The sequence below is a fragment of the Pseudomonas arsenicoxydans genome, from assembly GCF_900103875.1.
Lineage (GTDB): Bacteria > Pseudomonadota > Gammaproteobacteria > Pseudomonadales > Pseudomonadaceae > Aquipseudomonas > Aquipseudomonas arsenicoxydans.
On sequence record NZ_LT629705.1, the window covers coordinates 1,496,060 to 1,509,700 of the forward strand.

10 protein-coding genes are annotated in these 13,641 nt (G+C 60.5%); 8 read left to right on the top strand and 2 right to left on the bottom strand.

Annotation, left to right across the window (positions count from 1 at the left end; translation table 11 throughout):
- Positions 1-22 precede the first annotated feature (22 nt).
- Positions 23-922, bottom strand: coding sequence for an energy transducer TonB (locus tag BLQ41_RS06800; RefSeq protein WP_090178634.1), 900 nt, complete (start codon positions 920-922; stop codon positions 23-25).
- A gap of 106 nt (positions 923-1,028) precedes the next feature.
- Positions 1,029-2,000 carry a glutathione synthase gene (gshB, locus tag BLQ41_RS06805; protein WP_090178638.1) on the bottom strand — a complete coding sequence of 324 codons (972 nt, stop codon included), beginning with the start codon at positions 1,998-2,000 and terminating at the stop codon, positions 1,029-1,031.
- A 235-nt stretch (positions 2,001-2,235) separates the two neighbouring features.
- Here gshB and pilG point away from each other — a divergent pair, with 235 nt between their 5' ends.
- The 8 genes from pilG (at position 2,236) to BLQ41_RS30645 (ending at position 13,459) form a co-directional block, all read left to right on the top strand.
- Positions 2,236-2,640 (top strand): twitching motility response regulator PilG, encoded by a 405-nt coding sequence (gene pilG / locus BLQ41_RS06810; protein ID WP_008152601.1) that lies wholly within the window; start codon positions 2,236-2,238, stop codon positions 2,638-2,640.
- Between the two features lie 57 nt (positions 2,641-2,697).
- Positions 2,698-3,063: a twitching motility response regulator PilH gene (gene pilH, locus BLQ41_RS06815; protein ID WP_090178641.1), complete on the top strand. Its 366-nt coding sequence runs from the start codon at positions 2,698-2,700 to the stop codon at positions 3,061-3,063.
- Positions 3,064-3,073: 10 nt separating this feature from the next.
- Positions 3,074-3,622, top strand: coding sequence for a chemotaxis protein CheW (locus tag BLQ41_RS06820; protein WP_090178644.1), 549 nt, complete (start codon positions 3,074-3,076; stop codon positions 3,620-3,622).
- A gap of 145 nt (positions 3,623-3,767) precedes the next feature.
- Positions 3,768-5,825 carry a methyl-accepting chemotaxis protein gene (locus BLQ41_RS06825; protein WP_090178646.1) on the top strand — a complete coding sequence of 686 codons (2,058 nt, stop codon included), beginning with the start codon at positions 3,768-3,770 and terminating at the stop codon, positions 5,823-5,825.
- 53 nt (positions 5,826-5,878) lie between these two features.
- A complete protein-coding gene (locus BLQ41_RS06830; protein ID WP_090178649.1) occupies positions 5,879-11,779 on the top strand; it encodes an Hpt domain-containing protein in 5,901 nt (1,966 codons plus the stop codon).
- On the top strand, positions 11,772-12,230 hold the full coding sequence (locus BLQ41_RS06835) for a chemotaxis protein CheW (RefSeq protein ID WP_090178651.1): 459 nt from the start codon (positions 11,772-11,774) through the stop codon (positions 12,228-12,230). Before BLQ41_RS06830 ends, BLQ41_RS06835 begins: the two co-directional genes overlap by 8 nt.
- A 211-nt stretch (positions 12,231-12,441) precedes the next feature.
- Positions 12,442-13,071: a nucleotidyltransferase domain-containing protein gene (locus BLQ41_RS06840; RefSeq protein WP_090178654.1), complete on the top strand. Its 630-nt coding sequence runs from the start codon at positions 12,442-12,444 to the stop codon at positions 13,069-13,071.
- Positions 13,034-13,459: a hypothetical protein gene (locus tag BLQ41_RS30645; protein ID WP_090178657.1), complete on the top strand. Its 426-nt coding sequence runs from the start codon at positions 13,034-13,036 to the stop codon at positions 13,457-13,459. Before BLQ41_RS06840 ends, BLQ41_RS30645 begins: the two co-directional genes overlap by 38 nt.
- Positions 13,460-13,641: the final 182 nt, after the last annotated feature.

The window sequence follows — 13,641 nt, forward strand, 5'->3', positions numbered from 1 at the left end:
GGTACAGACCAAATGTGGAGTGTCAGTTACTGGAAAGCTTGTCCCCGCGGGCAAATTTCCATGTGCGGATGATTTCCAGGCGGTCGATATCCGACAAATCCCCGGTAAACGGTGAAAACGGGGCCGCCAATCGCACAATACGCTGGGCCGCCTGATCCAGCAGCGGTTGCCCGGAGGATTCGAGCACCAACACTTCATACAGCGAGCCGTCGCGGTTGATCGAGACCATCAGTCGCAAATTGCCATAGATCTGCTTGCGTCGCGCTTCTTCGGGGTAGTTCAGGTTGCCGATGCGCTCGACCTTCTTGCGCCATTCGTCTTTATACCAGGCACCCTTGTCACGCATCGTCGACGCCGCGCTCAGGCGGTGAATGCGCGGGCGTTTGGCGTACAGCTGTTGTTCGTTGGCCAGTTCCGCTTCCAGGCTGGCGATGTCGCTGGACAGCTGTTCACTGTCGAACGTCGGCGCGGCCACGGCGGGTTTGGTCTGGGGTTTGACCTCTTCGGTCTTGGCGGCGGCTTTTTTCGGCTTCGGCGCGACGGTCGTCACGGCTGCCTTGGGCGGCGCTTCCTGCACTTCGGGCTTGGCGGCTGGCGGTGGGGTGACTTTCTGCACCTTGTTGTCCTGGAAAGGCGCGACCTCGGTGGTCTTGGGAATGGCCTTTTTATCCAGGGTGCCGCTGCCTTCCTGATTTTCCTGGGCAAGGAAATCGGCTTTCGCAGGCTTCTTTTCGCTTTTGAAGGTGGCGAGGGTGATTTCCAGGGTTTTGCTGATCTGCTTGGGTTCGACCATCGTAAAGCCGACGCCCAACAGCAAGGCCAAGTGAATCAGCGCCGCGAGAAACAGGGTAAATCCGAGGCGATCGGCCGGGCGCACGCCACGATGGGCGAGTTCAGCGGGTAGATCGGACGGGAGTGTCATCAGAAAAAAACCAACATCGCGTTTTTACAAGCCCGGCATGATAACGCAATGTTGGTTTTTAGCTTCAAGCTACAAGTTTGAAGCGACAAGCTGTATGTCGCGTATTTCAAGTTTGCGGCTTGAGGCTTGCAGCTTGCAGCTTCTTCTCGATGGCATCCATCAGCAGGCCGCCGATGTCGGTGCCGAAGGCATTATCAATCTCGCGAATGCAGGTCGGGCTGGTGACGTTGATCTCCGTCAGGTGCTCGCCGATCACGTCCAGGCCCACAAATAGCAGGCCCTTCTCACGCAGGGTCGGGCCGACTTGTGCGGCGATCCAGCGATCCTTGTCGGTCAGTGGACGCGCTTCGCCACGGCCGCCGGCCGCGAGGTTGCCACGGGTTTCACCCGCTGCGGGAATCCGCGCCAGGCAGTAATCCACCGGCTCGCCGTCGATCATCAGGATGCGTTTGTCGCCATTGACGATTTCCGGCAGGTAACCCTGGATCATGATCTGCTGCTTGCCATGCAAGGTCAGGGTTTCGAGGATCACCGACAGGTTCGGGTGACCGGCGGTGTGACGGAAGATCGACGAACCGCCCATGCCGTCCAGCGGTTTGAGGATGACGTCGCCGTGGTGATCGGCGAACTCGCGCAGAACGTCAGGGCGACGGCTGACGATGGTCGGCGGCGTGCACTGCGGGAACAACGTGGCAAACAGCTTTTCGTTGCAGTCGCGCAGGCTCTGCGGCTTGTTGACCACCAGCACGCCTGCGCGCTCCGCTTGCTCGAGCAGGTAAGTGGAGTAGACGAACTCCATGTCGAACGGCGGATCCTTGCGCATCAGGATCACGTCCAGGTCGCTCAGCAGGGCGTCGGTCTCGGCTTCCAGTTCGAACCATTTTTGCGGATCGGCGAATACTTTCAGCGGACGCATCCGCGCCCGGGCTTCGCCCTCGGCCTGGTACAAATCGGCCTGTTCCATATAGAACAGTTCCCAACCGCGCTTCTGCGCGGCCAGCAGCATGGCCAGCGAGCTATCCTTTTTATAGGAAATGCTGGCGATAGGGTCCATGACAATCCCGACGCGAACGCTCATGGGTTTTTCCTCGAAATAGGGTGGTCCGAATGGACACGAAAAAGTGGCGTCAGATTGGCGCCCACCGTGTTCCCGGTCAAGGAAAAACCACGGTGCCGGTCCCCCGATAGATTGGAGTGGGAGACTGTGCTAAAAAGGCTGCCATGTCATGCTGGCCCTTGAGTATCAAGGGTTTCGAGCCACCGAAGATCCGTAAACGGACAAATTGATTCGCAAAGGCGACGGTAGAGCATTTATGGAACAGCATTCCAGCGCCTTGAAGGTCATGGTGATCGACGATTCGAAAACGATTCGCCGCACCGCCGAAACGCTGTTGAAGAATGTGGGTTGTGAAGTCATCACGGCCATCGACGGTTTCGATGCCCTGGCCAAGATTGCCGACAATCACCCCGGCATTATCTTTGTCGACATCATGATGCCGCGCCTGGATGGCTATCAGACCTGCGCTTTAATCAAGAACAACAGTGCGTTCAAGTCCACGCCAGTGATTATGCTGTCGTCCAAGGACGGGCTGTTCGACAAGGCCAAGGGGCGCATTGTCGGCTCCGACCAGTTTTTGACCAAGCCTTTCAGCAAGGAAGAACTGCTGAACGCGATCCAGGCCCATGTACCGGGCTTTGCCGCCGTTTTGCCGCAGTAGGACACTCACAGTGACGCTCGGCCAGTGGGTCCGGCGTCGACAAGAATGGGGAAGACCATGGCACGTATTCTGATCGTCGATGACTCGCCGACCGAAATGTACAAACTGACCGGCATGCTGGAAAAGCACGGTCATGAAGTGTTGAAAGCCGAAAACGGCGCCGACGGCGTGGCCCTGGCGCGTCAGGAAAAACCGGACGCGGTCCTGATGGACATCGTCATGCCTGGCCTCAATGGCTTCCAGGCGACCCGCCAGCTGACCAAAGACCCGGAAACCGGGCACATTCCGGTGATCATCATCACCACCAAGGATCAGGAAACCGACAAGGTCTGGGGCACGCGCCAGGGCGCCAGGGACTACCTGACCAAACCGGTCGACGAAGACACCCTGATCAAAACCCTGAACGCCGTGCTGCCCGATTGATTGCCCCGTCATGACCGAGTCGCTGACGGCGTTCGAACGGCTGCTGCAGATTGATCAGCGCTGTCGCCTGCTGGCGGCGGATTTGCCGTCGCAACCGACCCGACAGGACCGCTGGAGCGGTATCGGGTTTCGCCTGGGTGAGGCCTGGTATGTCGCGCCGATGGGCGAAGTCAGCGAGATCTTGCATGAACCGCGCTTCACTCAGCTTCCAGGGGTGAAGCCCTGGGTCAGGGGCGTGGCCAACTTGCGCGGGCGATTGCTGCCGATCATGGACTTGTGTGGTTTCTTTGCGGGTAATGAAACCAGCCATGAACTGTCAGCGGTGCGCAAACAGCGTCGGGTATTGGTGGTGGAGCATAACGACGTATTTGCCGGGTTGCTGGTGGATGAAGTCTTCGGCTTGCAACACTTTGACCAGGACAGCCTGGAGCCGGCAGCGACCTTGAGCGGCCCGATTGCACCGTTCATCAAAGGCCGGTTTCAGCGCGAACAGGATTGGCAGGTGTTCAGCCCGTTTGCATTGGCGCAATCGCAGAGCTTTATGCATGTGGCGGTGTAAAACGCGGACCCTGTGGGAGCCGGGCTTGCCCGCGATGCAGGCGACACGGTCTCACTTTGAATCGAGTTGATGCTATCGCAGGCAAGCCAGCTCCCACAGGGTTCTCGGCAAGCTTTAAAGGGTGTGGTTTAACAGGCGAGGACCGATGATCAAAACAACAACAGGCAAGCCGGAAGCATCGCGCAGCCGCTCGCAGATCATCGTGCTATTCATCGCGCTGATCATTTTCATCATGCTGCTGTTCGCCAATTTCGCTTACCTCAATACGCAAGCCTCGTACGACAAACAGTACATCGGCCACGCCGGCGAGCTGCGCGTGCTGTCCCAGCGCATTGCCAAGAACGCCACCGAAGCCGCCGCCGGCAAGGCCGCGGCGTTCAAGTTGCTGAGCGATGCGCGCAACGATTTTGCCCAGCGCTGGGGTTACCTGAAGAAGGGCGACCCGGCCACCGGCCTGCCGCCAGCACCGTCCACCGTGCGCCCGGAAATGCGCGCCGTGCAGCTTGACTGGGAACGCCTGCTGAAAAACACCGATGCGATCCTCTCCAGTGAGCAGACCGTGCTGTCGCTGCATCAGGTCGCCGCGACGCTGGCCGAAACCGTGCCGCAGTTGCAGGTCGAGTACGAAAAAGTCGTCGAAATCCTCCTGCAACGGGGCGCTCCGGCCGCTCAGGTGGCCATGGCCCAGCGCCAGTCGTTGCTGGCCGAACGTATTCTGGGCGCGGTTAACACCGTGCTGTCCGGCGATGAAAACTCGCAGCAGGCTGCTGACGCGTTCGGTCGTGACGCTGCGCGATTCGGCCAGGTGCTCAATGGCATGCTCCAGGGCAATGCGGCGTTGCGGGTCAGCCAGGTCGAAGACCGCGATGCGCGCGCTCGCTTGACCGAGATTTCCGAGCTATTCGAGTTTGTTTCCGGCTCTGTGGATGAAATCCTCGAAACCTCGCCGGAGCTGTTCAAGGTTCGTGAATCGGCGACCAATATCTTCACCCTGTCGCAAACCCTGCTCGACGAAGCCTCGCACCTGGCGACCGGGTTCGAAAACCTGGCCGGCGGGCGTGACACCGACACCCTCGGCGGCTACGTGCTGGGCCTGCTGGCGCTGATGTCGATCATCCTCATCGGCCTGGTGATGGTGCGCGAAACCAATCGCCAGCTGCGTGAAACTGCCGAAAAGAACGAGCGCAACCAGACCGCGATCATGCGGCTGCTCGACGAGATCGAGGATCTGGCCGACGGCGACCTGACCGTCACCGCCTCGGTGACCGAAGACTTCACCGGGACCATCGCCGACTCGATCAACTATTCCGTCGATCAACTGCGCGATCTGGTCGCGACCATCAACCTCACCGCCGGCCAGGTGGCCGCCGCCGTGCAGGAAACCCAGGCCACCGCCATGCACCTGGCCCAGGCCTCGGAGCATCAGGCGCAACAGATCAGCGAAGCGTCCACCGCGATCAACGACATGGCCCAATCCATCGATCAGGTGTCAGCCAATGCCGCCGAATCATCGGCGGTGGCCGAGCGCTCGGTGGAAATCGCCAACAAGGGCAACGAGGTGGTGCACAACACCATCCACGGCATGGACAACATTCGCGAGCAGATCCAGGACACCGCCAAACGCATCAAGCGTCTTGGTGAGTCTTCTCAGGAAATTGGCGATATTGTCAGCTTGATTGACGATATTGCCGACCAGACCAACATCCTCGCGCTCAATGCGGCCATTCAGGCTTCCATGGCCGGTGATGCCGGGCGTGGTTTTGCGGTGGTGGCCGACGAAGTGCAGCGCCTGGCCGAGCGTTCATCCGCTGCGACCCGGCAGATCGAAACCCTGGTGCGGGCGATTCAGACTGACACCAACGAAGCTGTGATTTCCATGGAGCAAACCACCACCGAAGTGGTGCGTGGCGCGCGTCTGGCGCACGATGCCGGAGTGGCGTTGGAAGAAATCGAAGGCGTCTCCAAGACCCTGGCAGCGTTGATCCAGAGTATTTCCAACGCCGCGCAGCAGCAGACGTCTTCGGCGGGGCAGATTTCCCTGACGATGAATGTCATCCAGCAGATCACCACGCAGACCTCGTCGGGTTCTACCGCCACCGCCGAAAGCATCGGTAATCTGGCGAAAATGGCCAGCCAGCTGCGACGTTCGGTGTCCGGCTTCACCTTGCCGGCCGCCAAGGTGCAGACTGCGGACAAAGTGTGAAGCGCCGCTGGGCGAATGCTTTTTATTGAGTAGAGCAGTGATTTGGAGTGGTTATGGGTGATCGGCACGACTATGTGGCCCTTGAATGGGTCAAAGGCGAGATTGCCGAAACGCTGAAAGTGGCTCATCAGGCTATCGAAACCCTGCTGGATGACCCACAGGCTTCGCACGCGCTGAGCGATTGCCTGGCGTGCATCCACCAGGTTCACGGCAGTTTGCAGATGGTCGAGTTCTACGGCGCGGCCTTGCTCGCCGAAGAGATGGAGCAACTGACGAGCGCCTTGCTGAACAACCGCGTCAGCCATCGCGACGAGGCGATCCATCTGCTGATGCAAGCACTCGGGCAACTGCCGATCTACCTCGACCGGGTACAAGGCGCGCGCCGCGATTTGCCCTTGGTCGTGCTGCCGTTGATCAATGACCTGCGCAGCGCCCGGGGCGAAAGCCTGTTATCTGAAACCAGTCTTTTCAGCCCGCAACTGCCGGACCTGCCGCCACTCGACGAAGAGTCCCTGGCACTGCTGGAACCGGCGGATTTGCCGAATGTGCTGCGCAAGTTGCGGCAGATGTTGCAGATGGCCCTGGTTGGATTGCTGCGTGAGCAGGATGGCGAGACCAACCTCGATTACCTGGCCAAGGTTTTTTCACGCCTGGAAGGGCTGTGCGCCGATGCGCCGCTGAGCCCGTTGTGGCACGTTGCCTCGGCGCTGGTCGAAGGCATGCGCGCCGGCGTGATCGCCAACAGTCCGGCCTTGCGCAGCCTGTTCAAGGACACCGACAAAGAACTCAAGCGCCTGCTTGAACAAGGCATGAGCGCAATCAATCAGCCGGCACCGCCGGAGCTGCTTAAAAGTTTGCTGTTCTACATTGCCAAAGCCGAACACCCCACCGGGCAGATGCTGACCATGAAAGATCGCTACGGACTGGACGACGCGCTACCTGACAGTGCAATGGTCGACGAAGAACGCGCACGCCTGGCTGGGCCTGACCGCGACGCGATGCGCTCGGTCCTGGCCGCGCTCTGTGAAGAGCTGGTGCGGGTCAAGGAGCGCCTGGACCTGTTCGTGCGCAGCGACCGCCAGCACACCTCGGACCTTGGCAACCTGCTGGCGCCTCTGCGGCAAATCGCCGACACCCTGGCGGTGCTGGGTTTCGGCCAGCCGCGCAAAGTCATCATCGATCAACTGGCGGTGGTGCTGAGCCTCGCACAGGGCCAGCGCGAACCCAACGACGCCATCCTCATGGACGTTGCCGGCGCCTTGCTCTATGTCGAAGCAACGCTGGCTGGCATGGTCGGCACCGTCGAACCGGAAAGCCAGGAAGACAGTCACCTGCCGACCATCGACCTGACGCAGATCCATCAGATCGTGATCAAGGAAGCCCGCATCTGCCTGCAACAGGCCAAGGACATGATCGTCGACTACATCGACGCCGACTGGGACCGCCAGCAGTTGCAGGCATTGCCTGCTTTGCTGACCCAAGTGCGCGGCGCGCTGTCGATGATTCCGCTGAGCCGTGCGGCGAGCCTGATCGAAACCTGCAATCACTTCATCCGCGAGCATCTGTTGCTGGAGCCGGGCCAGCCCGGTTGGCAGGAACTGGACAACCTTGCTGACGTCATCACCAGCATCGAGTATTACCTTGAACGTCTGAGTGACGACCCCGAAGCGCCGGGCGAACAACTGCTCGACGTGGCGGAAAAAAGCCTGGCTTCACTCGGGTTTTTCCCCAGCGAACAGCACGTGCCGATGCTCGAAGACGTGCTCAGCCCGACTGAAGCCCAGGTCATGCAAGACCTGCAGGCGCTGGATGATCCCGACACCGTCAAGTCGCTCGCCGATGTCCTGGCCAGCCCGGTGTCGTCGGTCAATCCGCCCGCCCTGAACACTCCCGGCAGTCTGTTGCCGCCGCCCGCCGGTGAAGAGCCGGTGGACGATGAGCTGCGGGAAGTGTTCCTCGAAGAAACCGACGAGGTCCTGCAAGTCCTCCGGGAATACTTGCCGCGGTGGGTGGCTAATCCCGACGATAAAGCCGCCTTGAGTGAATTGCGCCGGGCGTTCCACACCTTGAAAGGCAGTGGCCGGATGGTTCGTGCGCTGGTGCTGGGCGAGTTGGCCTGGGCGATGGAAAACCTGCTCAACCGCGTGCTGGAGCACAGCGTTGCGCCTGGGCCTGCTGTCCAGCAATTGCTCGGCGATGCATTGAAACTGCTGCCGCAACTGGTGGCCGAATTCGCCGCCAACGCCCAGCGCCAATGCAACGAAGTCGACCATCTGGCTGCTCGCGCCCACGCCCTCGCCAAGGGCGAAGCGCCTGCCAGCGATGAAGATACCCAAGACGTCGCGGCCCTCGATCCACTGTTGCTGGAGATCTTTCGCAAGGAAGCCGAAACCCATCTCGCCAGCCTCAACCGCTTCCTCGACCAGGCTGCCGAGCATGTCCCGCTGCAGGCCAGCGACGAGTTGCAGCGGGCGTTGCACACTTTGAAGGGCAGTGCCTCGATGGCCGGCGTGTTGCCGATCGCCGAACTGGCGACCCCCTTGGATCAACTGGCCCGTGAATACAAAGCCCACCTGATCGCCCTCGATCTGGATGAAGTCGAATTGCTGTTGGAAGCCGAGGGTTTGTTTCGCATCGGGCTGCGGCAACTCAAGGATGATCCACTGGCGGAGATTGCGGGTGCTCCTTCGTTGATCGAGCGCACCAAGTCGCTGCTCGCCGAGCGCCTGGACGCGCTCCAGAAAGCGCCGAGCACGGCACTGCGCACCAAACGTGATCCGCAGTTGATCAATAACTTCCTGGCCCAGGGCATGGACATCCTGCTGGACGCCGAGAGCCTGTTGCAGCGCTGGCAACAGCACCCTGGCGAGCGTCAGGAACTCAGCGCATTGCTCGACGAATTGACCACCTTGGGCGAAGGCGCGCACCTGGCCGATCTGCATCCGGTGGATGAACTCTGCGAAGCCTTGCTCGACCTCTACGGCGCGGTGGAAGAGAGCAGCCTGGCAGTCAGTGAGCGGTTTTTCCACGAGGCGCAAAGTGCCCATGAAGCGCTGATCAACATGCTCGACGAACTGGCAGCCGGCCAGGAAGTCAGCCCGCAACCTGAACGCATCCGGGCCTTGCGCGGCTTGCTCGATGAAAGCCTTGATCCTTCGTCCATGGGTCTGATACGCAGTGACGGCAGCCGCAGCCTGAGCATTCGCGAACTCGGCAGCGCTACCGCCGAACTGCAACAGACGGCGACTCAGGTCGAGCTGGACGATGAGATAGTTTCGATCTTCCTCGAAGAAGCGGTGGATATCCTCGAGAGTGCCGGCCAGGCCTTGCACCGCTGGCTGAGTGATCCGGATAACGCCGCGCCGTTGTCATCCTTGCAGCGTGATTTGCACACCCTCAAGGGCGGCGCGCGGATGGCCGAGGTCGAACCGGTCGGCGATCTGGCCCATGAACTGGAAAGCCTCTACGAAGGCTTGGTGGACCGCCGTTACAGCTACAGCGAACCCCTCGCGCAGTTGCTGCAACAGAGCCATGACCGGCTCGCGGTGCTGCTTGATCAACTGCAGAACCAGCAAACGCTGGGTGCCCCCGACGATCTGATCGAGGCGATTCGCAAGTTCCGGCAAGGCAACGTCATCGGCGCCGACGCGGCGCATCCCGCGCCCGCCAACGACTCGCCTGGCCATGACCCCGAGCTGCTGGAGATCTTCCTCGAGGAAGGTTTCGACATCATTGAAAACTCCGGCGCGGCACTCGTGCGCTGGCAAGCCGAACCGAGCAACCGTCAGGAAGTGGAAACCCTGCTGCGTGACCTGCACACGCTCAAGGGTGGCGCGCGGATGGTGGAAATCGCCCCCATCGGCGACCTGGCCCATGAGCTCGAGTTTCTTTACGAAGGCCTGTCCGCCGGCGTGCTGCAACCGACCCCGGCGCTGTTCGCACTTTTACAAAGCAGTCACGACCGACTGGCGCAAATGCTCGATGCCACGCGCGCCGGGCAACCCCTGCCACCGGCCGATCAGTTGATTGTTGCGATCAAGAACTTCAGTCATCCCTCGGTTCTCGAAACGCCGGTGGCGGCGCCCGCCATGCCCAAGGCCGAGATATCCGCGCCCCTGAGCGAGGCCGGTGCGGACATGGTCAAGGTCTCGGCAGAACTGCTCGACGATTTGGTCAACCTGGCCGGTGAAACATCGATCTTCCGTGGCCGTATCGAACAGCAGGTCAACGATGCGCGGGTGGCCCTGAACGAGATGGAAACCACCATCGAGCGCATGCGCGATCAATTGCGCCGGCTCGATACCGAAACCCAGGGACGGATACTCAGCCGTCAGCAAGTCGACGCCGAACGCCTGGGCTACGAAGAATTCGACCCGCTGGAAATGGACCGTCACTCGCAGTTGCAGCAACTGTCGCGGGCGCTGTTCGAGTCCGCTTCCGACTTGCTCGACCTCAAGGAAACCCTCGACCGACGCAATCAGGACGCGGAAAACCTGCTGCAACAGCAGGGCCGCATCAACACCGAATTGCAGGAAGGCCTGATGCGCACGCGCATGGTGCCGTTCGAACGCATGCTGCCGCGCCTGAAACGCATCGTCCGTCAGGTCTCCAGTGAACTGGGCAAAGACGTCGAGTTTGTGGTCGGCAACGCCGAAGGCGAGATGGACCGCAATGTGCTTGAGCGCATGGCGGCGCCCCTGGAACACATGCTGCGTAACGCGGTGGACCACGGCCTGGAATCGACCGAGGTGCGGATCGCAGCCGGGAAGCCGGCTCAGGGCCGAATCACTCTCGACCTGTCCCGAGAAGGCGGCGACATCATTTTCGACATCCGCGACGACGGCGCCGGTGTGCCGCTGGAAGCGGTCAGGCGCAAGGCGATCAAGCGCGGGTTACTGGCCCCGGACGCCGATCTCAGCGACCACGACGTGCTGCAATTCATCCTGCAACCGGGGTTCTCCACCGCCGAGAAAATCACCCAGATTTCCGGGCGTGGCGTGGGCATGGACGTGGTCCACGAAGAAGTCCGGCAGCTCGGCGGCGCCATGAGCATCGATTCGGTGCCTGGCCAGGGCGTGCACTTTCGCATCCGTCTGCCGTTCACCGTCTCGGTCAACCGGGCCCTGATGGTGCAGTGCCTGGATGACCTGTACGCGATTCCACTCAACACCATCGACGGCATTGTTCGCGTGCTGCCCAACGAACTCGAAGGCCATTACCGCCTCGATCCGCCGACCTACCAATACGCCGGGCAAACGTATGAGCTGTGCTACCTGGGTGAACTGCTGAAAACCAGTACGCGCCCCAAATTGCTGGGCCAGAGCCTGCCGCTGCCGGTATTGCTGGTGCAATGCAACGAACGGCACATCGCCGTGCATGTCGACGCCATGGCCGGAACCCGCGAGATCGTGGTGAAAAGTCTCGGTCCGCAGTTTGCCGCGGTGCAGGGTTTGTCTGGGGCAACGATTCTGGGGGACGGGCGGGTGGTGCTGATTCTCGACTTGCTGGCGCCGATCCGCGCCATGCAGGCGCGCATGCCGCGACGGCCGGTGCCGGAGGATGTCGAGGTTGAACCGCATAAACCACTGCTGGTGCTGGTGGTCGACGATTCGGTCACTGTGCGCAAGGTCACCAGCCGTCTGCTCGAACGTCACGGCATGAACGTACTGACCGCCAAGGACGGCGTCGACGCCATGCTGCTGCTCCAGGACCACATGCCCGACGTGATGCTGCTGGACATCGAAATGCCACGCATGGACGGCTTCGAAGTGGCGGCTCAGGTGCGCGCAGATGAACGATTGCAACACCTGCCGATCATCATGATCACCTCGCGCACCGGGCAGAAACACCGCGACCGCGCCATGGCCATCGGCGTCAACGACTACCTCGGCAAGCCGTACCAGGAATCGGTGCTGCTCGACAGCATCGCCTTGTGGAGCAAAACCCATGCTTGAGCGCCGCACCAGCAACCTCACCGGCCTGCTGCTGCCCTTGGCCGACCGCAACCTGATCCTGCCCAACGTCGCGGTGGCGGAGTTGATCGACTATCAGCCGGGGGCGTTCGATCTGGATACACCGCCGTGGTACTTGGGGCTGGTGAAGTGGCGGGACCGGCAGATTCCGTTGCTCAGTTTCGAGTCGGCGTGCGGCCAGAAAATCGTCATCGGCGAACGGGCGCGGATCGTCATTCTCAATGCCCTCGGTGGACGACCGGAGCTGAAATTCATCGCGCTGCTGGTGCAGGGGATTCCGCGCTCCTACAAGCTCGACAGCCAGTTGAGTTACGTGGATGTGCCGTTGTGTCCGCTGGAACAGGCGGCGGTGCAGGTGGGGGAGCAAGTGGCCAAGGTGCCGGATTTACTGGCGCTGGAGGAGTTGCTTGTGAGTGCAGGGTTGATCAATTGATCCTGGATTACTGATCGTTCCCACGCTCTGCGTGGGAATGCCTCAACGGACGCTCTGCGTTCGGCTCTGGATGGGACGCAGAGCGTCCCGGGCTGCATTCCCACGCAGAGCGTGGGAACGATCATGACAAAAAACCCAATCGGCCGGCAAAGGTTGAAGATTCCCAAAAAGGGACCTATCGTTCCCTTTTTGGGACTCATCGGTTGCCACTGTGAAAACTATTTCCCTCAGCGATGCTTTGTTCACCACAACTCAGCAAAAAGTGCTGGGCTTGTTGTTCGGCAAACCCGATCGAAGTTTTTACGCCAATGAAATCGCCCGCTGGGCTCAAGTGGGTAAAGGCAGCCTCATGCGCGAGCTGGATCGGTTGCAACAGGCAGGTGTGTTGACCCTGAGCCGACAGGGCAACCAGACCCACTATCAGGCCAATCCGCAATGCCCGATCTATGCCGAGCTGTTGGGCATCGCCCGCAAAACTTTTGGCATCGCCGAGCCTCTGCGCCAGGCGCTTCAACCCTTTGCAGAACAGATCACCTGGGCATTTGTGTACGGTTCAATCGCCAAGGATTCGGCAAACGCATCCAGTGACATTGATCTCATGCTGATCGGCGAAGGCCTGCACTACAGTGAAGTGATGGAGCGGCTTATGCCTCTGGAGGAGCAACTAGGCCGCGTCCTCAATCCGACGCTCTACACCCCCGACGACTGGGCCGCAAAACTGGCGGCTGAAAACAGTTTCGTCGTGCGGGTAGCGCAGCAGGACAAGATCAACCTGATGGGGGAAAACCCTTTGGAGTCCAAGGATGGGCAGCAACGAGAATCTGGAGAACCTGTTACGTAGCGGTGGACTGAAAGCCGAGCCGCCGGATCGAAAGGAATGTGAAGGGCTGATGCGTTCGGCTGTGGATCGATTGAAAGATGCGCAAACGTCTTCACTGTCCTTCGCGAGTCGCTTCGACCTGGCTTACAACGCTGCCCACGCCCTTGCACTGACGGCTCTTCGCTTGTGTGGCTACCGTTCGGACAAGCGATATCTGGTGTTCCAGTGCCTGGTTCATACCGCTGATATCGGCAAAGTAGAGGTTCGGTTGTTCGCCCTGTGCCATGAGCGACGGAACCTGGCGGAATACGAAGGTTATATGGATGAAGATCCGGCGTTGTTGGCGCAATTGTTGGAAAGTGCTGAACAGTTGCTAAGTCGTGTGCAAATGCAGATGTCTCGGATGTAATTATTCCTCCTTGAAAACTGCGGTGATTGTTAGGGCCTCATCGCGGGCAAGCCCGCTCCCACAGGTATTGTGGATGCCTCAGATAGTGGGCTCAGCACGGACAGTGTGGGAGCGAGCCTGCTCGCGATGGCCTTCGTCCGAACAACCATTACTCCAAGCGTAACGATCCGTCTCTGTGCTTG

Coding starts and splice junctions, on each gene's coding strand:
- BLQ41_RS06800 (WP_090178634.1), bottom strand. CDS start 922: ATGACACTCCCGTCCGATCTACCCGCTGAACTCGCCCATCGTGGCGTG.
- gshB (WP_090178638.1), bottom strand. CDS start 2,000: ATGAGCGTTCGCGTCGGGATTGTCATGGACCCTATCGCCAGCATTTCC.
- pilG (WP_008152601.1), top strand. CDS start 2,236: ATGGAACAGCATTCCAGCGCCTTGAAGGTCATGGTGATCGACGATTCG.
- pilH (WP_090178641.1), top strand. CDS start 2,698: ATGGCACGTATTCTGATCGTCGATGACTCGCCGACCGAAATGTACAAA.
- BLQ41_RS06820 (WP_090178644.1), top strand. CDS start 3,074: ATGACCGAGTCGCTGACGGCGTTCGAACGGCTGCTGCAGATTGATCAG.
- BLQ41_RS06825 (WP_090178646.1), top strand. CDS start 3,768: ATGATCAAAACAACAACAGGCAAGCCGGAAGCATCGCGCAGCCGCTCG.
- BLQ41_RS06830 (WP_090178649.1), top strand. CDS start 5,879: ATGGGTGATCGGCACGACTATGTGGCCCTTGAATGGGTCAAAGGCGAG.
- BLQ41_RS06835 (WP_090178651.1), top strand. CDS start 11,772: ATGCTTGAGCGCCGCACCAGCAACCTCACCGGCCTGCTGCTGCCCTTG.
- BLQ41_RS30645 (WP_090178657.1), top strand. CDS start 13,034: ATGGGCAGCAACGAGAATCTGGAGAACCTGTTACGTAGCGGTGGACTG.